Here is a 15678-nt window from a genome sequence, read left to right as displayed (position 1 = left end):
ACATGTCTAACGCGATCCCGGCCATTGCGCCGGTCTCGGCGGCCCTGCGAGCCTATGGCGCTTCCGCCACGCCCGCGGCCAGCGATTTCGGCGCCATGGTGGGCCAGGCCGCCCGCTCCTCCCTCGCCACGCTGCGGCAGGCGGAAGTGACCAGTGCCCGCGGCGTCGCCGGCACGGCCGATGTGCAGGAGGTGGTGCAGGCCGCGACGGCGGCCGAGCTCACCGTGCAAACCATGACCCAGCTGCGGGACAAGGTGGTCGGCGCCTATACCGACGTGCTGCGCATGGCGGTCTGAGGCGCGTCATGAACGAGGGCGATGTCATTGAGGTGCTGCGCCACGGCTTTGTCGCCACCCTGCTCGTGGCAGGGCCACCGCTGCTGGCGGCGCTGGTCACCGGCGTCGCCGTCTCCTTTCTCCAGGCGCTGACGCAGATCCAGGAAGTCACGCTCTCCTACGTGCCCAAGATCGTGGTGACCATGGTCGTGGTGATGCTGTCGCTGCCGCTCGGCTTCGCGGCGCTGCGCTCCTATACGGAAGAAATCGCGCAAATGATTGTGGGGCTCTGACACCATGGGCTTTCTTGCGCGGCTCCGTCGTGCCATCGGCCACCAGGACCTGCTCTTCGCCGCCGCCATGGTGCTGCTGCTGGCGGTGCTGGTGCTGCCGATGCCGAGCTGGCTGGTCGATCTCGGCCTCGCCACCTCCATCACCCTCTCCGTGCTGATCCTGATGGTGGCCATCTGGATCGAGCGGCCATTGGATTTCTCGGTCTTTCCCACCGTGCTGCTGGTGGCGACGCTGCTGCGCCTGGCGCTGAACCTCGCCACCACGCGGCTGATCCTGGCCAATGGCCATAAGGGGCTGGATGCCGCAGGCAGCGTCATCCACGGCTTTGCCGGCTTCATTGTGGGCGGCGATTTCATCATCGGCGTGATCGTCTTCGCCATCCTGATCGTGGTGAACTTCATCGTCGTCACCAAGGGCGCGAGCCGCATCGCGGAAGTGGCCGCCCGCTTCAGCCTGGATGCCATGCCGGGCAAGCAGATGGCCATCGACGCCGACCTTGCGGCCGGCACCATTGACGATGCCGAATCGAAGCGCCGGCGGCGGGAGCTGGAGGACGAGAATTCCTTCTTCGGCGCCATGGACGGTGCCTCGAAATTCGTGCGCGGCGATGCGGTCGCGTCCATCATCGTGACCGTGGTCAATGTGCTAGGCGGCATTGTCGTCGGCACGCTGCGGCATGGGCTGGACCTGCAAGCGGCAGCCAGCAACTACGTCACCCTGGCCATCGGCGATGGCATCGTTTCGCAGATCCCCGGGCTGATCGTCTCGGTGGGCGCCGGCATGCTCGTCTCCAAGGGCAGCGTGCGCGGCTCCACCGACAAGGCCTTCATCAGCCAGCTCGGCGCGCAGCCGAAGCCGCTGTACCTGGCGGCGGGTCTTTCCATGCTCTTCGCCGTGCTGCCCGGCCTGCCCTTCCTGCCTTTCATGGCGCTCGCCACCATCGCCGCCGGCGGCGGCTGGTTCGCCCATCGTGCCGTGGAGCGCCGTGCCGCCGCGGCTGCCGCCGGTGAGCCGGAACCCGATGCCACGCCGCGCGAGGAATCCATGGCGGAGCTGATCCGGGTGGACGATGTGCGGCTGGAACTCGGCATGGGCTTGGTGTCCCTGACCTCCGGCCGCCAGGGCAGCCTAACGGACAAGATCAAGAAGCTGCGCCGCGCCTTCGGGCTGGAATTCGGCTTCATCCTTCCGGCCGTGCGCATCAAGGACAACATGGACCTCGGCTCCGGCGAATATTCGGTGCAGGTCCAGGGTGTGGAGGTGGCGCGGGAGACGCTGATGCTGGGCCGCCTGCTGGCCTTCGCCCCTGGCGGCCAGGACCTCACCGTGCCCGGCATCGACACGCACGAGCCGTCCTTCAAGATCCGCGCCCGCTGGATCGAGCCGCATCTGCGCGAGGCCGCCATGGCCCAGGGCCTGACGGTGGTGGATGCCGAGACGGTGCTGACCACGCATCTCTCGGAAGTGCTGAAGGGCTACATGGCGCAGCTGCAGGGCTATGCGGCGACCCAGAAGCTGCTGGACGGGCTGGAGAAGGAGCAGCAGAAGCTGGTGTCCGACCTCATCCCCGCCATCCTGCCGCTGGCGACGGTGCAGAAGGTGCTCGCCACGCTGCTGGCCGAGCGGGTTTCTATCCGTAACCTGCCGCTGGTTCTGGAAGCCCTGCACGAGGCCGCCAGTTTCACCCGCAATGTCTCCATGCTGACGGAGCATGTGCGCCAGCGCCTTTCGTTGCAGATCTGCCGCGGCTTGGCGCAGGAGGATGGCTATATCACCGCCATTCTCCTCTCCCCCGAGTGGGAGCGGGAGGTCGGCACCGCCATTCATGAGGAAGGCGACCACCGCTCCTTCGCCATGGCCCCCAGCAAGATCCAGGAACTGGTCACCGCCACCCGCGCCCGCATCGCCGAGGCAGCGGCGCGGGGCGACTGGCCGGCGGTGCTGACCTCGGCCCAGGTGCGGCCCTTCGTGCGGCACCTGGTGGAGCGCATCAACCCGACCATCGCCGTCATCTCCCATGCCGAGGTGCATCAACGCGCCAAGCTGCGCACGGTGGGCCAGATCTGAGGCATGGAGACGGCCCTGCCCCTGGCCACCTGGCTTCCAGCCGAGATCTACCGGCTGGCGCTGGTCTTCTGCCGCGTCTCGGCGGCCTTCATGCTGCTGCCGGGGCTGAGCGAGCATGCGGTGCCGGTGCGGGTGCGTCTGCTGGCCGGGCTTGCCGCCGCGCTGTGCATCGCGCCCCTCGCGGGGCCGGCGGTGCCGGTGCCGGGCGTCTGGTCCATCCTGGCCGCCATGGCGCTGGAGGTGACCACCGGCACGCTGCTGGGCACCCTGGCCCGTCTGCTGCTGTCCGCTGTGCAGACGGCCGGGCAGATCATCGGCCAGAATATCGGCCTCAGCAACGCCTTCGTCTTCGGCGTCGGCAGCGACAATGCCGCCGTGGTTGGCGCCGCGCTCTATGTCGGCGGCCTGGCGGCGCTGTTCACCCTGGAAGGCCATCACAGCGGGCTGCGCGCCCTGGCGGATAGCTACGCCATGGTGCCGCTGGGGGCGGCACCGCCACTGGCGGCCTCGGCCGAGGTAGTGACGGAGATGGCGGCCCGCGCCTTCCGCCTCGCCATGCAATTCGCCATGCCCTTCCTGGCGCTGGCCATGCTCTTCAACCTCGCCATGGCCGGCATCAACCGCGCCATGCCGGCCATGCCGGTCTTCATGATCGGGGCCCCGGCGCTGTTGATGGCCGGCTTGCAGCTGCTGGCCCTGGTCTCGCCCGGCATTCTCCATGAGCTCCTTGGCGCCTATGCTGAGGTTTTTGTGCTGCCTCGCTGATGGCAGAGGACAGTGGCCAGGAAAAAACCCTCGACGCTTCGCCACGCAAGCTGGAACAGGCGCGGCAGAAGGGCGATGTCCCGGCCTCCCGCGAAGGTTCCTCCTTCGGGCTTTATGCCGCCATGCTGCTGGCGGTCGGCCTCGCCGGCAGCCTGGCCGTGCGGCGCATCGGCGAGGTGCTGCTGCCGCTGATCGAGCAACCCGAGGCCTTCCTGGAGCTGAACGAGCTCGGCTACCGCGCTGCCGGTCATGCCGCCATGCAGGCGATCGGCCTGGCACTGTTGCCGGTCTTCGGGTTGCTGATCGTCGGCGCGCTGTTGCCGCATCTGCTGCAGAACACGGTGGTCTTCTCGGGCGAACGACTACGGCCCAAGCTCTCGCATGTCTCACCCATGGCGGGCCTGAAGCGGATGTTTGGCCTGAAAGCCTTGTTTGAGTTCGGCAAGAACCTGCTCAAGGCTGCCGCCGTGGCCCTGGCCTGCTGGATTGTCGGCCGCCCGCTCTATGACGACAGCGCCGGCATGACCGCGCTCGACCCGGTCGCCTTGCCGCCGATCATCTTTCACATGGTCATCACCCTGCTCGGCGCCATGACCCTGGTGGCGGCGGTGGTGGCGGCGGTGGATATCGGTTTCCAGCGGTTCGAATACGCGCGCCGCCAGCGCATGACCCTGCAGGAGATGCGGGAGGAGATGCGCTCCACCGAGGGCGACCCGCATGTGAAAGCGGCCCGGCGCAAGAAGCAGCGCCAGGGTTCGCAGCGCCGCATGATGGCCGATGTCCCCACCGCGACGGTGGTGCTGGCCAACCCCACCCATTTCGCCGTGGCCCTGCGCTACGAGCGTGGCCAGGATGATGCGCCGGTCTGCATCGCCAAGGGCGTCGATGCGCTGGCGCTGCGCATCCGCGCCCTGGCGGAAGCCTCCGGCGTCGCGGTAGTCGAGGACAAGCCGCTGGCGCGGGCGCTTTATGCCTCGGTGGAACTGGGCGGCACCATTCCGCCAGCGCATTTCGAGGCGGTTGCCACGGTCATCGGCATTGTCTGGGCGCAGCAGCGTCTGGTGAAGCGGACGTCATGAATTCGTCGCGCGTCACAAAAAATGAGACAATTTGTTTGACCGCTGGCGGGGTCGGCTGCGAAATTCGGGCTCTCTTGAAGCCGGAGTTACGCGATGCCGAAACCGCAATCCCGCCGCGCCCTGCTGGGCGGGCTCGCTGGCGCCATGATGCTGACCGCGCCGGCCCTGGCGGCCGAAGCAGCAAAGAAGGAATACGAATTCCTGGCACTGGGCGATTTCACGGTGAACCTGCCGGCCGCTGGCCGGCGGATGAGCTATGTCGTCGTATCCGTGACGCTGGAGACCAGAAGTGCCGAGATACAGGGCTTCAAGGATGTCTCGCCGCTGCTGCGCCAGGCCGTGCTGCGCAAGCTGATGTCCATGTCCGAGCGCAATGAGTTGCGGGCCGGACAGACCGATCCCGCAATGCTTCGCGACAGCCTTTACGACAGTCTGGCGCAGGTGCGCGAGGAAGGACTGCGGGACGTGGTGATCACCCGCCTCCTGCACAGCTAGGCGGCGGGTGCTGCTTCACTGGGTCAGGCGAGCGATGTCGTCCAGCGAGACGGCATTGCCGTTCTCCAGGGCCAGCATGAAGCTGCCGGCGCTGTCACGGCGGACTTCGGTGATCTTCCCGGCGCTGCTGACCGTGCCAGCGCTTTGGCGCGTGTTGTTGGCATCCTCTCCCACCACGCGCAGGGCATAGCTGCCGGCGGCCATGCGGGCGCCATTGCCATCCTTGCCGTCGAAGGTAAAGGTGGTCTCGCCCTTCGCGGCGAGCACCGAGCGCGCCACGTTGCCGGCACTGTCCAGCACCTCGATGCGCAGGTTCTTCAGCGTGCTGGCGCTGGAGATATTCACCGTCACCGCCGCGGCATTGCCGCTGGCCGGAAGGGTGATGTTGCTGACGCTGGTCTGCACGCTCTTGCCGATCAGCGCCGCGTTCTGCGACAGGCTGCCGGCGCCGCTGACCTGTTCCAGGATCGATTGCAGCAGGGTGTTGCTCTTGGTCTGCTGCTCCACCTGCGAGAACTGAGCGAGCTGCGCCACGAACTGCGTCGGGTCCGTCGGCTGCATCGGGTCCTGATACTTCATTTGTGCTGTCAGCAACTTCAGGAAGCGGTCGAAGTCCTGGCTGCTGCTGCTGAGGCTGGTGGTGGGCGTGGTCGGGTTGGCGCTGGCGGTGCCGGTGGCCGCGCCAATGGCGCTGGTGCTGGTGACCATGGCTGGGTTCCTCTGGGGGTCTCGTCAGGCGATGAGGTCGATCAGGCTGTCGGAAGGCGGCCGGCGCGATGGCGGCGCTTCGTCCTCCGCTGCCGCCGCGCCCTCGGTCGGGGCCGGCAGAGTCGCGGGCGGCTCGGGCGCCTCGCGCGGCAGGTGGCCATGCTGCAGGTCCAGGCCGCCGCTGCTCAGTTGGAGCCCGGCCTGCTGCATCTGCTGCTCCAGATGAACGCGGTCCTGGCGCAGAGCCTCGAAGGTATCGCCACGTTCAGCCGCCATGGAGACCTGGACCGTGCCGTCGTGAAAGGTCAGCCGCAGCTCGACCCGCCCAAGTTCCGGCGGCCGCAGATCAACCGAGACGCTTTCCACCCGGTTCGCTGCCGCCGTGACAACACGGAGGGCCAGTTGCTGCCCGGCTTCCGGCGGCAGATGCGGCCGCGCCGGAACTGGCGGGGCGGCCTGGCGCGGGGCCTCGGCGCGGAATCCCGGCGCGGCGGGAGCCGGGGCCATGGCCTCTGTGGCAGGAGCCTTGGCCTCGGCCACCGGGTCCATGCGCATGATGGCTTCGGTAGCAGGCACCACACGGCCCTGTTGCGGCGGGAGGGTCGAGGTTTCCGTCCCTGCCGGGCTTTCCGGTACCACGGCGTCGCGGGCGGCTGTCAGTTCAACCGGAAGAGGCAGCGGGTTGTCGCGGTGGGAAGCGCGCACCGATCCCGATGCGGGTGTCATGGCGTCCTGGCCCAGGGGCCTGCGCCCTTCGGCTGGGCGGCGCTGCGGCAGCGGGCCCGCCTTCAGCGGTTCCGGCACCATCGCGGCCACCGTAGCTTCAGCCGCGATCACTTCCACCGCCTGCGGCGCTGGCGCCGGGGATGTCGCCGCGGGTGAGGCGCTCATGCCCACCGGCATGGCGGCCGGAGCCGAAGCCGGACGATCCGTGCTCAAGCCGATCAGGGCCGGCATCGTTGCCTCAGATCTCCTGGCTTCAACCGGGGGAGCACCCTTAGCAGGGTCTGGTGCCGGCGGCGTGTCTGCCGTCCGGTGTTCCATATCCTCGGCCAGAGACGAGCCGGGTGCCTGGATGCCGGGTTCGGCAGCCGGCACCACCGCTGGAGTGGGAGCGGGCCGCATCAAGGATGCGGCGGCCTCTTCAGAGTCTGGCAGCGCCAAGGGGAAGGATGGCAGCGGATGAGACGGCGCCTGCACCACCAGCACTGCCGGCGGAAGGAGTATTGGGGCCGGCTCGTCTGGCTCAGCGCTCCACGGAGCCTCGGGTGGGGCGGCGTCCCCGGCGGGCATCACCGTGTCGGCGGACGGGCGCTGGAACTGGCCTGCCAGGGCGGCGGTCTCCTCGGCTGCGGCGGCCAGGCTGGCCCAGGGCCATTCCGTGGCCATGGCGGCGCAGCCGCGCGGGCCTTGTGCCGCTGCCGGCATGGTGGGCTGGCCCGCTGTGAGGGCTGGATTGGTGGTGACGCCATCCTCCTGCGCAAGGCCGGTTAGCAGATCCGCGAAATCGGGCGGAGCCACCGGTGTGGCGACAGGAGATGCGGCCGCGCGGCGGGAGCCCGCATCCGGCGGTGCCGCCGTCAGCAGGGCCGCCAGATCAGTGCCGACCGAAAACGCCATGAGATTCTTCCTGGCTGGAATCCAGCCGGCCACCCGCCCTAGCGGGCAAAGGCGGCCGGCGCATCAGTTGAACAGGTCGTCCACCGCGTTCTGGCCCAGCCCGCCCTCGACGCTGGAACTGGGGCCATTCAGCAGCGCGGCCTCGGAACCGGGGGCCGCGCCATCCAGGCGCTGCGGCGCTTCCTCCTGGCGGATGCCCATCAGCGCCACCAGGGTGGCGATGCGGCTTTCCACATGGCGCAGCGCCGAGAGCACCTTGCGGATGCGCTGGCCGGTGATGTCCTGGAAGGCGCAGGCCATCAGGATGCAGGTCGCGGCATCATCCACCTCGGCCAAGTCGGCCGCGGTTGCGGTGGAGGTGCCGTCATGCAGCCGCTTCGCCGCCGCCTGGGCGCGCTCCGCCTGCCGCATGATCTCCATGGCGGCCTGCTCGGTTTCCGCCACCACGGCGTCTAGCGTGTCGCCAAGGCCTGTGGGCGGCGGCGCCAGGCCGACAATCTCGGCCCGCGTTTCCGCCAGCAGCTTCGACATGCCGCGCATCTCGGCGATGGCGCGGGCGAGCATGTCGTCTTCATCGGCGCCGCTGAAGGGCAGGCCGAGCAGCCGATCGACCTCGCCGGAAATCGCGGCGACATGGCCGGCAATGCGGGCCAGCCCCTGCTGGGGGGCAGCCGGTCCTGGGGGCGTTCCGGCGGAAGCCCCGGGGAGAGCCACGGTCACCGCGACCTCCCTCAGTTCACGACGGAAGCGATTTTCGCCTTCAGCGTTTCCGCCGTGAAAGGCTTCACGATGTACTGCGAAGCGCCGGCCTGCTTGGCAGCGATCACGTTTTCCGTCTTGCTCTCCGCGGTCACCATGATGAAGGGCGTCTTCGCCAGCGCCGCGTCAGCACGGACATGCTTCAGTAGCTCCAGGCCCGTCATGGGTTCCATGTTCCAGTCCGAGATCACCATGTCGTAGCGGGAGACCTTGATCTTCTCCAGCGCCTCGGCCCCATTGCCGGCTTCCTCCACATCCTTGAAGCCGATCTGATCCAAAAGATTTCGCACGATGCGGCGCATCGTCGGGTAATCGTCCACCACCAAGATCTTCACGCGCGTGTCCCTTTTGATGCGAGCGGCAGCGCCAGCATTCCGCAGGCAAGAATTTTTCGCAAGAGATCTTTGCGCCTCAGATGGCAGTGCCGACCCCTATTCGTCCTCAAAGAGTTCCAGGGCGGCGCCTAGGCCATAGCCCATGCCATTGCCGCAGCCGGAAGTGCCCGCCGGGTCCAGCAGGTGGCACAGCCCCCAGTCCGGCACCGCCAGCAGCACCGGCACGCCAAGGCGCAAAGCCAAGCCGCCCACCTGGCGGAGCAAGGCCGGCGGTTTCTCCTGTGCCGCCAGGGGCGCCAGGGCCGCGAAGGCGGGCGCGGCACCCCGGACCAGCCGGTCGGCCGCCAGATCATCCAGCGGCGCAGGTTCCGTGCGGGCAGCCTCGGCCAGCAGGCAGGTGCCGGCGGGCAGCGTTTCGCGCAGGGCGGCCAGGAAGGCTTGGCGCAGCATGAGGTTCCAGTGGCCGCCAGCCTCGGCGGCGGCGATGCCGATCAGCGCCTGCGCCGGCTCCAGTCTGGCCCGCATCCGCGGCCATTCGGCCAGTGCCGCCAACCCCGCCGGTTGCGCCGCCTCGGCCGCGAAGGCGCTGGGCAGCAGGGCCAGCCCATCGGCCAGGCGGCTGGCCAAGCTGTCGCCCCCATCGGTCCATTGCGCCACCAGGGCGAAGCGCAGGGCGTCGCTGATCTCGCTGGCCAGCATCTCGTCGAGATGCGCCGACAGGCCGGAGGATAGCAGTTGGTAGCTTTCATCCGCGCCTGCCATGGCCCAGAGAAAGCGCGGCAAGGTGGCATCCGGGGGCAGAGGCTCGCCCACAAGGCTGACGGCCAGGGCCAGCGGCGGCGGCGCCGGCACCATCTCCCAGACCACAGCGCCCTCGCCGTGCCAGTGGATCACCGCCGGTCCGCGCCATTCCGCCAGCGCCGGCAGCAGCGGCGCCAGGACCGATGCCCGCGGCAGCAAGGTGGCGGATTGCGGCATGCCGGACGCACCCCCGGCGATGCGCAGGCCCGCCGCCTCATGGCAGACCATCAGGGCCCCCGCCGCCAGCGTTGCCTGCCGAAGTTGAGCAGCCTGGGTGATGCCGGTGGCAGAGCCAGGATCGGGCAGGAGAATCGTCTCTCCGTCGCGCCAAGCCAGGGCGCCACCGGGCAGCACCAGCAGGCCCTCGGCACGGTCCGCCAGCGGCAGCACCAGTTGCAGATCGGCCAGCGCGGCCTCACGCGCCGCCTGCGGCAGGCGGTGGAACTGGGCATCGAAGCGGCGCAGCAACGCCAGGCCCGCCGGGGTGGTCAGGTCATAGGCGTTGACCCGGGCGAGCGGGCCATCCTGCAAGCTCGGATGCGGCATGGCGGACAATCACAAGAAGGAGAAAGCCATTCTCCGCCCGGGCCGCGCGGCGTCAACGGCCACTTATGCGAAAAACAGTTGATAGGAGTCTTGCGGCGTGTCACCACGGCCTTGGTTGCTACCACTTCAGGAGAAGCCGGATGGAGATCAACCGTCGTGGCCCCGGCGAGGCCAGCCTCGTCCGGGACGGCCGCGAGATTCTCGACCTGGTGCAGATCGAGGGAAGCGAGGAAGAATTCGAGCAGGCCCTGGCGCACTTGGAAGACCTGCTGCGCCCGGCCGCCCTGCCCCGCGTGGTGGTGCAGTATCGCGAGGGGCTCTTCGGCGCCGTGCAGGCCGACCGGCCGGCGGAAGTCGTGCTGATCGAGGAAGATCCGCATGACGAGCCGCCGCTGGCGCTGCATCGTCACAGCGTGGGAGCGGATCGGGCGGCGGTGGAGGCGGCGCTGGCGGCGGCCGAACGCCGGCGGCGGCTGGCGGCGCGGGAGGCGGCAGGCTCATGACCGCCATCCGCGAAGCCCGGCTGGAACTCGACGCGCCCCTACGCCACCCACTGCCGCTGCAGGAAGCGGAGGCGCTGGTGGCGCTGCTGGCTGGCCGCCTGCCGCGGCAGCCGCCGGCGCATCCGCTGTTCCGGCATCCCGATGTCGCCGTCCTGCTGACGGGCGAGAGTCTGGACCATGCCACGCGCGGCTCCCGCATTGTGCAGGCGGCGGCGGGGGAAGCGCGCCTGCTGGCCTCCGCCAGCCTGATACCCTGCCCGGCCCTGCTCTCGGCGGGACTGGACTGGCTGGGTGGCCTACTGGCGCTGCAGCCCGGCATGGTACCCGGCTTCATTGTGCCGCCCGGCATGGCGCGGCACGACCTGCGCCTGCTGGCCTGGGATGGCACACGGCTGCGCCCCCTGGGGTCCCTGCCGGAGGATGATGGCCTGCCGCGCTGCAGCTTCGCCGCCTTCCGAGAAGCTGCCGGCCTGCCCTTGCCGGCGCAGGAGGAGGAACCCGTCCTGCGCGCCCAGTTACAACGCCTGGCGCTGGCGCAACTACGGGGCGAATGCCTGCCGGTGGCGCAGGCGCGGCTGGACGGTCCTTTCCGTGACGGGCAGGCCCTGTTCCGGCTCTGGATGGCTGAGGCCCTGGCTTGGCTGGATGGCCTGACCACGGCCACCGCGCCACGGCTGTTGCACGCCGCATGATTTATCTTGCGAAAAATTCCCGATGCACGTAAGCCCATACAGGTCCGCAGCAGGCGGATAGCCCAGGCCGGCGTTCACGAAACGCGCCAGCGAAAACCGACAGAAGGCGGTTTAATCGATGACAACACCCCTGCCCCCTTCAGCCATGCGGCGCCAGGCCAGCGAGACGCCGCTGCGGCTGCGCGGGCGGGTGCATCCTTTTCTGACGGTCGAGATCGCCGATGTGGCGGTGCAGGAGTTGGACCGGGCGCTTTCCGCCCGCCTGGCGGCCATGGCGGGCCTGTTCCGCCATGCCCCGGCCATCCTGGATCTCACCGCCTTGCCTGCGGCCTCCGCGCCACGGGTGGCGGAGGCCGTGGCGCTGCTGCGCCAGCGCGGCCTGGTGCCCGCCGCCTTTCGCGCCGGCGACGCTAAAGTGGAGCAGGCGGCGCTGGCCAGTGGCCTCGGCCGCGTGCTGGACCCTGAGCCGCGCCAGAACCTCTCCGCCGAACGCATCCGCCGCCCGCCGGTGATCGTCCAGGAACCGGTGCGTTCCGGCCAGCGCATCTATGCCGCCGAGGCCGATCTGATCGTGCTGCATTCCGTCTCGCCCGGCGCGCAGTTGCTGGCGGATGGCTGCATCCATGTCTATGGCGCCTTGCGTGGCGCCGCCAGTGCGGGGCTAGGCGATGATCCTCACGCCCGCATCTTTGCGAAAACGTTTGACGCGGAAATGGTCTCGATCGCCGGTCTCTACCTCGGCGCCGAGGACTTTCCCCCCGGCTGGGCCAAGCGCCCGGCCCAGGTCAGCCTGGACGATGGCGCGCTGCGCTTCGCCCCCCTGCCCTGACCCCGATCCTGTCCGAACCACCGACCTCAGGGAGAAACCCGATGTCCGCAACCATTATCACCGTCACCTCCGGCAAGGGCGGCGTCGGCAAGACGACCACCACCGCCGCTTTCGGCGCCGCGCTGGCGCTGCAAGGCCACCGCGTCTGCGTAGTGGATTTCGACATGGGCCTGCGGAACCTCGATCTCGTCATGGGGGTGGAGAAGCGGGTGGTCTATGATTTCCTTCATGTGGCGCATGGCACGGCCAACCTGTCTCAGGCGCTGGTGCGGGATAAGCGGGTGCCGAACCTGCAGCTCCTCGCCACCTCCCAGACTACGGACAAGGAGGCGCTGACGCCGGAGGCCATCGACCATGTGATGAACCTGCTCGCGCCGGCCTTCGACTATATCCTCTGCGACAGCCCCGCCGGCATCGAGCACGGCGCCATGATGGCCCTGCACCACGCCGACCATGCCATTGTGGTCTGCAACCCCGAGGTGACCTCGGTGCGGGATGCTGACCGCATCATGGGCTATATCGCCGCCCGTTCCCGCCGCGCCCAGTCTGGCCTGACGCCAGTGCGGGAGCATCTGGTCGTCACCCGCTACAACGAGGAGCGGGTGAAGCGTGGCGAGATGCTGTCCCTGCCCGCCATTCAGGACATCCTGGCCATGCCGCTGCTGGGTGTGGTGCCGGAAAGTCCGACAGTGCTGCGCGCCTCCAACGCCGGTCGCCCGGTAAGCCTGGAGACCGGCACCGAGGTCGGCCGCGCCTATCGCGCCGCCGCCATGCGCTTCCTGGCCGAAATCCGCCACAGCCCTGCCATGGCCGGCCGCGTGGCCCAGCCGGCCGGCTTCCTGTCCACGCTGGCCGAGACGGCGCAGCGCGGCTTGCTGCGCTGCCTGTTCCGCCACGCCTGACTCCCCAAGCCCCCTTCAGCCCGGAAATTCCCCTCATGGCCGCCCTTATCAGCCTGATCCATCACCGCCGCAGCACGGCCAGCTTGGCCGCCGTTCGGCTGCGCGCCCAGGTGAGCCGCGACCGCATCGCGAATTTCGGTGACGGCATCGCGCAACGCATCCAGGATGCCTGCCTGCGCGAGATCCGCCGCCTGGCACGCGGTGGCCGGGTGCGCGTGCGCCTCGGCACTTCGCCGACACTGGAGGTACGAGAGATTGAGATCGACCTCACGCCGGGACGCTGAGCGCCATGGCCATGCTGATCACCGCCTCGCAGTGCCGCATGGCTCGTGCGGCGGTCGGGCTGACGCTGCGGGACTTGGCGGGCGCGGCCGGTATTTCGGTCAATACCCTCAGTCGCATTGAGGGCGAGGGCAACGTCACCAGCCGCACCCTTGCCAAGGTGCAGGAGATCCTGGTGCAGCACGGCGCGGTCTTCCGCCGGGACGGCTCCGTCGGGGTGCAGCGGCCTTAGAGGCTGCCTCCCGGCGGGGAACGGGCTGGCTCAGGCGGCAGGCAGCAGCGGGGTTTCGCTGGCTTCCGCCGGGTCCGGCTCGTCTTCTTCCAGCATGGGCATGCTCTCCAGCGGCTGGACATTGTTGATATTGGTGGTGGGATAGAAGGCCACCATCCAGGCCTTCAATGGCGTCTGCCCCGTCGGCTTGGGGAAGCCCTTGTCCAGCGCGCGCCGCAGGCGCGGATCGATCAGCGCGATGCCGTAGTCGGGCAGGCTGCGCTTATGCGTGGAATAGGCCGCCAGCTCGGCCTTGAAGCGCCGCAGGTCCTGCGTGGTGCCGACCCGGTTGCGCAGCTTGCTGAGATTCATGCGAAAGCCGCCCGGCGGGCCGCTGCGGGCGATCTCATAAAGGCGCTTGGCCACCGGCGGCAGCTCGAAATACTTCGGGCTGTAGGTCAGGAAGTGCTTGTCCTGCACAATGGCGCGGAACAGCCAAGCACAAAGCGTCAGCTCCACCGCCCGCATGTGCTTCTGGCCATCCTTACCGCGGCGGTAGAGGATCTTGTATTCGTCCAGCCAGCCGAAGCCGCGGTCCTCACCTTCTCCGCCCGTCTCGATATTGGTGCGGATGAAGGTCGATTTCAGCCGCGCTAGGGATTCCTCGAGCCGCTCATAGGCCGAGCCGCCAGGCGTGCTGCCGGTGGTCAGGAAAAAATCATGCGCCGTGAAGGTGATGCGAGGCTGCAGCTTCTCGCCCCGGTTCATCTTGTCGGCCAGCAAGGACGCGGAATAAACCAGCAATTCCTTGTCCCAGATCGAGGCGACGCCATGCTTGGTGCCGACTACCTCAATCCAGGTCTTGCCATCGTCGTAGCGAGGTAGCTCCGTCTCCTTCTCCCGTCTCAGGGAGAAGAAGTTGAAGCGCATGGTGTTGCGGTCACCTTTGACCTTGCCCACCAGCGGGCTGTCGGTCGGTCCGAACTGAAAGGCCTGCTGTTGCTCGTCCATGCGTCCGCCATCCTGGCCGCCCCTGTGTCGCCGCGAGCAGCGCCACGGGCATCTTTGTGCAGGAGGGAGCAGCAGCGCGCCAGCCTTGGCTGCAAGCTGTCGGCGTCACGACGAGCTTTTCCGATGTCGCACTCGTCGTCACGCCGACACCACTTCGTCGCGACGCCGACACTGGCCCTGGAGACGGTGTTAGCTGGGCCAATCTGGTCATCCACAATGGCCGGCCTCGTCGTCACGCCGACACTACTAGAGCCTGACGTCGCCACGCCGACAAAGACTCGGCTTTTGCTGGACAAAGACTCGTCCCGGAGGCGACCGAGACTCGGCGCCAAGCCGACGCTTACCCGTCGCGACGGCGACAAATATCCCCGTAAATAGCTGATTATGCTGCGAGTTCTGGAGCGGTAACCTTGTAACTTCTTCACTTTAAAACTCTTCAACACTCTTCTCGGGTGGCCTGTGGACAGCGCCCGCATAAGCTTGAGAACAACGGAAAGGTAGAACCGGCCGTGACAGCAAAGGCCTTAAAAGGGTGTCGGCGAAAGGACGAGCAACACCAATGGCTTCGAAGGAAGAAATCAACCTAAAGTTGATGTCTGCGAAGATAATTCAATTTTCCAGTGGTCAGGCATTGGAAGCGGCAGACTCGTCCTTTCACCGACACCCCGAACGCCCTTTGTTCCACAGCCGAACTAGCTTTGGTCTTGCTCGGGGATGATCATCCGCAGCAGCAGCATAAAAAAGTTATGCGAAAAATCTTTGCCGGTGAGTTGCGGCTGCTATAATCTACGCTATCGGCGGCAAAGCCGGACACGAGGAAGAACTCCTATGCAGCACACCAGTCGCCCCTGGCCCCTAGCCATTTTTGTCAGTGGCATCCTCTTGGCAGCAACTGATCTGCCCTTGCCAGATGGCGGCGGGCTAGTTGCCACGCTGTGTGCAGCAGGCTTTCTGACCCTGCTGGTATGCTGGCGTAACGCACCGACCTGGATGCGATCGATGAAGGTCGCTCCTCCCCCTGCCAGTCGGGTCACGATCCGCATACGTTGCAGCCGTTGACGTCCGGAGCGATATGGCCTGCGTCAACGTCATGACTATGATCAGGAGACTAGGATGAACGATCCCTTGGCCAGTCGCGAGATTTGGGTTGTCTGGGGCGGAATCTTCCGCGACACCAGCTTCACTGATTTAGAAGCTGGCACTGAAGAGCTACATGGCCCGTTTCACAGCTTGGCCGATGCAGAAAAGGTGTGGCTGGAACGCATGCGCCGCATGGTGGACATCGCGTCGCACCGCCTCTTTGTACTCCGCGCAGTGCCGGCTGCCGGTAATACCCCGTGACAAGGTTCAGGCTTGGCGGCTGGCTTTCAGCCGCCAAGCCGCAGCCATGGCGAGAACATCATCGGCTGCGTGCAATTGAACGTAAGCGCTGTCTGGATGCCCTTCTTCCCAAGCGTGCCGATGCCGTGCTGCTTCGCCCTCGGACGGGGAGCTTCGAGCCGAC

At 67.6% G+C, this 15678-nt stretch carries 19 protein-coding genes; 13 read left to right on the top strand and 6 right to left on the bottom strand.

The annotated features are described in order from the left end of the window. Positions 1–2: 2 nt before the first annotated feature. The 6 genes from EBE87_RS16690 to EBE87_RS16665 all read left to right on the top strand — a co-directional run bounded on the left by EBE87_RS16690 (position 3) and on the right by EBE87_RS16665 (position 4975). Positions 3–296: a flagellar hook-basal body complex protein FliE gene (locus EBE87_RS16690; RefSeq protein ID WP_120639335.1), complete on the top strand. Its 294-nt coding sequence runs from the start codon at positions 3–5 to the stop codon at positions 294–296. Positions 297–304: 8 nt separating this feature from the next. After that, the gene (locus tag EBE87_RS16685; RefSeq protein WP_120639336.1) at positions 305–568 is read left to right on the top strand and encodes a flagellar biosynthetic protein FliQ; all 264 of its coding nucleotides are present in this window, start codon (positions 305–307) and stop codon (positions 566–568) included. A 4-nt stretch (positions 569–572) separates the two neighbouring features. Continuing rightward, complete coding sequence (gene flhA / locus EBE87_RS16680) at positions 573–2636, top strand: flagellar biosynthesis protein FlhA (RefSeq protein WP_120639337.1); 2064 nt, start codon at positions 573–575, stop codon at positions 2634–2636. 3 nt (positions 2637–2639) lie between these two features. After that, positions 2640–3401, top strand: a complete 762-nt coding sequence (locus EBE87_RS16675; protein ID WP_120639338.1) for a flagellar biosynthetic protein FliR — start codon at positions 2640–2642, stop codon at positions 3399–3401. After that, positions 3401–4480: an EscU/YscU/HrcU family type III secretion system export apparatus switch protein gene (locus EBE87_RS16670; RefSeq protein WP_120639339.1), complete on the top strand. Its 1080-nt coding sequence runs from the start codon at positions 3401–3403 to the stop codon at positions 4478–4480. Before EBE87_RS16675 ends, EBE87_RS16670 begins: the two co-directional genes overlap by 1 nt. 93 nt (positions 4481–4573) lie before the next feature. Next, positions 4574–4975, top strand: coding sequence for a flagellar basal body-associated FliL family protein (locus EBE87_RS16665; protein WP_120639340.1), 402 nt, complete (start codon positions 4574–4576; stop codon positions 4973–4975). A 15-nt stretch (positions 4976–4990) separates the two neighbouring features. Here the strand turns inward: EBE87_RS16665 and EBE87_RS16660 are convergent, their stop codons facing one another. From EBE87_RS16660 to EBE87_RS30335, 5 genes are all read right to left on the bottom strand, one after another. Further along, entirely contained in the window at positions 4991–5683 is a 693-nt protein-coding gene (locus EBE87_RS16660; RefSeq protein WP_120639341.1) for a flagellar hook assembly protein FlgD, read from the bottom strand. Between the two features lie 24 nt (positions 5684–5707). After that, a complete protein-coding gene (locus EBE87_RS16655; RefSeq protein ID WP_120639342.1) occupies positions 5708–7303 on the bottom strand; it encodes a flagellar hook-length control protein FliK in 1596 nt (531 codons plus the stop codon). A gap of 63 nt (positions 7304–7366) precedes the next feature. Beyond that, complete coding sequence (locus EBE87_RS16650; RefSeq protein WP_233553305.1) at positions 7367–8023, bottom strand: protein phosphatase CheZ; 657 nt, start codon at positions 8021–8023, stop codon at positions 7367–7369. An 11-nt stretch (positions 8024–8034) separates the two neighbouring features. After that, positions 8035–8385, bottom strand: a complete 351-nt coding sequence (locus tag EBE87_RS16645; protein WP_456316285.1) for a response regulator — start codon at positions 8383–8385, stop codon at positions 8035–8037. A 108-nt stretch (positions 8386–8493) separates the two neighbouring features. After that, entirely contained in the window at positions 8494–9744 is a 1251-nt protein-coding gene (locus EBE87_RS30335; protein ID WP_120639344.1) for a hypothetical protein, read from the bottom strand. 140 nt (positions 9745–9884) lie between these two features. Here EBE87_RS30335 and EBE87_RS16635 point away from each other — a divergent pair, with 140 nt between their 5' ends. The 6 genes from EBE87_RS16635 (at position 9885) to EBE87_RS16610 (ending at position 13184) form a co-directional block, all read left to right on the top strand. After that, complete coding sequence (locus tag EBE87_RS16635) at positions 9885–10247, top strand: hypothetical protein (protein WP_120639345.1); 363 nt, start codon at positions 9885–9887, stop codon at positions 10245–10247. Further along, positions 10244–10939: a hypothetical protein gene (locus EBE87_RS16630; protein WP_120639346.1), complete on the top strand. Its 696-nt coding sequence runs from the start codon at positions 10244–10246 to the stop codon at positions 10937–10939. The genes EBE87_RS16635 and EBE87_RS16630 overlap by 4 nt, the downstream gene beginning before the upstream one ends. A 118-nt stretch (positions 10940–11057) precedes the next feature. Beyond that, a complete protein-coding gene (gene minC, locus EBE87_RS16625) occupies positions 11058–11768 on the top strand; it encodes a septum site-determining protein MinC (protein WP_120639347.1) in 711 nt (236 codons plus the stop codon). 41 nt (positions 11769–11809) lie between these two features. Next, positions 11810–12670 carry a septum site-determining protein MinD gene (gene minD, locus EBE87_RS16620; protein ID WP_120639348.1) on the top strand — a complete coding sequence of 287 codons (861 nt, stop codon included), beginning with the start codon at positions 11810–11812 and terminating at the stop codon, positions 12668–12670. Positions 12671–12705: 35 nt separating this feature from the next. Further along, the gene (locus EBE87_RS16615) at positions 12706–12954 is read left to right on the top strand and encodes a hypothetical protein (RefSeq protein WP_120639349.1); all 249 of its coding nucleotides are present in this window, start codon (positions 12706–12708) and stop codon (positions 12952–12954) included. 5 nt (positions 12955–12959) lie between these two features. Beyond that, on the top strand, positions 12960–13184 hold the full coding sequence (locus tag EBE87_RS16610) for a helix-turn-helix domain-containing protein (RefSeq protein ID WP_233553306.1): 225 nt from the start codon (positions 12960–12962) through the stop codon (positions 13182–13184). A 30-nt stretch (positions 13185–13214) separates the two neighbouring features. Here the strand turns inward: EBE87_RS16610 and EBE87_RS16605 are convergent, their stop codons facing one another. Then, positions 13215–14174, bottom strand: coding sequence for a replication initiator protein A (locus EBE87_RS16605; protein ID WP_120639350.1), 960 nt, complete (start codon positions 14172–14174; stop codon positions 13215–13217). A 1113-nt stretch (positions 14175–15287) separates the two neighbouring features. Here EBE87_RS16605 and EBE87_RS16600 point away from each other — a divergent pair. After that, positions 15288–15515: a DUF4170 domain-containing protein gene (locus EBE87_RS16600; protein ID WP_120639351.1), complete on the top strand. Its 228-nt coding sequence runs from the start codon at positions 15288–15290 to the stop codon at positions 15513–15515. Positions 15516–15678 lie beyond the last annotated feature (163 nt).

The sequence above is a fragment of the Teichococcus wenyumeiae genome, from assembly GCF_003696345.1.
In the GTDB taxonomy this organism is placed as follows: domain Bacteria; phylum Pseudomonadota; class Alphaproteobacteria; order Acetobacterales; family Acetobacteraceae; genus Pseudoroseomonas; species Pseudoroseomonas wenyumeiae.
Note: the sequence above shows the minus strand (reverse complement) of the source record. Positions and strands in the feature narration are given on the sequence as shown.

Excerpts from the sequence above, each read along its gene's own strand:
- EBE87_RS16690 (WP_120639335.1), top strand. The coding sequence starts at position 3 with ATGTCTAACGCGATCCCGGCCATTGCGCCGGTCTCGGCGGCCCTGCGA.
- EBE87_RS16685 (WP_120639336.1), top strand. The coding sequence starts at position 305 with ATGAACGAGGGCGATGTCATTGAGGTGCTGCGCCACGGCTTTGTCGCC.
- flhA (WP_120639337.1), top strand. The coding sequence starts at position 573 with ATGGGCTTTCTTGCGCGGCTCCGTCGTGCCATCGGCCACCAGGACCTG.
- EBE87_RS16675 (WP_120639338.1), top strand. The coding sequence starts at position 2,640 with ATGGAGACGGCCCTGCCCCTGGCCACCTGGCTTCCAGCCGAGATCTAC.
- EBE87_RS16670 (WP_120639339.1), top strand. The coding sequence starts at position 3,401 with ATGGCAGAGGACAGTGGCCAGGAAAAAACCCTCGACGCTTCGCCACGC.
- EBE87_RS16665 (WP_120639340.1), top strand. The coding sequence starts at position 4,574 with ATGCCGAAACCGCAATCCCGCCGCGCCCTGCTGGGCGGGCTCGCTGGC.
- EBE87_RS16660 (WP_120639341.1), bottom strand. The coding sequence starts at position 5,683 with ATGGTCACCAGCACCAGCGCCATTGGCGCGGCCACCGGCACCGCCAGC.
- EBE87_RS16655 (WP_120639342.1), bottom strand. The coding sequence starts at position 7,303 with ATGGCGTTTTCGGTCGGCACTGATCTGGCGGCCCTGCTGACGGCGGCA.
- EBE87_RS30335 (WP_120639344.1), bottom strand. The coding sequence starts at position 9,744 with ATGCCGCATCCGAGCTTGCAGGATGGCCCGCTCGCCCGGGTCAACGCC.
- EBE87_RS16635 (WP_120639345.1), top strand. The coding sequence starts at position 9,885 with ATGGAGATCAACCGTCGTGGCCCCGGCGAGGCCAGCCTCGTCCGGGAC.
- EBE87_RS16630 (WP_120639346.1), top strand. The coding sequence starts at position 10,244 with ATGACCGCCATCCGCGAAGCCCGGCTGGAACTCGACGCGCCCCTACGC.
- minC (WP_120639347.1), top strand. The coding sequence starts at position 11,058 with ATGACAACACCCCTGCCCCCTTCAGCCATGCGGCGCCAGGCCAGCGAG.
- minD (WP_120639348.1), top strand. The coding sequence starts at position 11,810 with ATGTCCGCAACCATTATCACCGTCACCTCCGGCAAGGGCGGCGTCGGC.
- EBE87_RS16615 (WP_120639349.1), top strand. The coding sequence starts at position 12,706 with ATGGCCGCCCTTATCAGCCTGATCCATCACCGCCGCAGCACGGCCAGC.
- EBE87_RS16610 (WP_233553306.1), top strand. The coding sequence starts at position 12,960 with ATGGCCATGCTGATCACCGCCTCGCAGTGCCGCATGGCTCGTGCGGCG.
- EBE87_RS16605 (WP_120639350.1), bottom strand. The coding sequence starts at position 14,174 with ATGGACGAGCAACAGCAGGCCTTTCAGTTCGGACCGACCGACAGCCCG.
- EBE87_RS16600 (WP_120639351.1), top strand. The coding sequence starts at position 15,288 with ATGAACGATCCCTTGGCCAGTCGCGAGATTTGGGTTGTCTGGGGCGGA.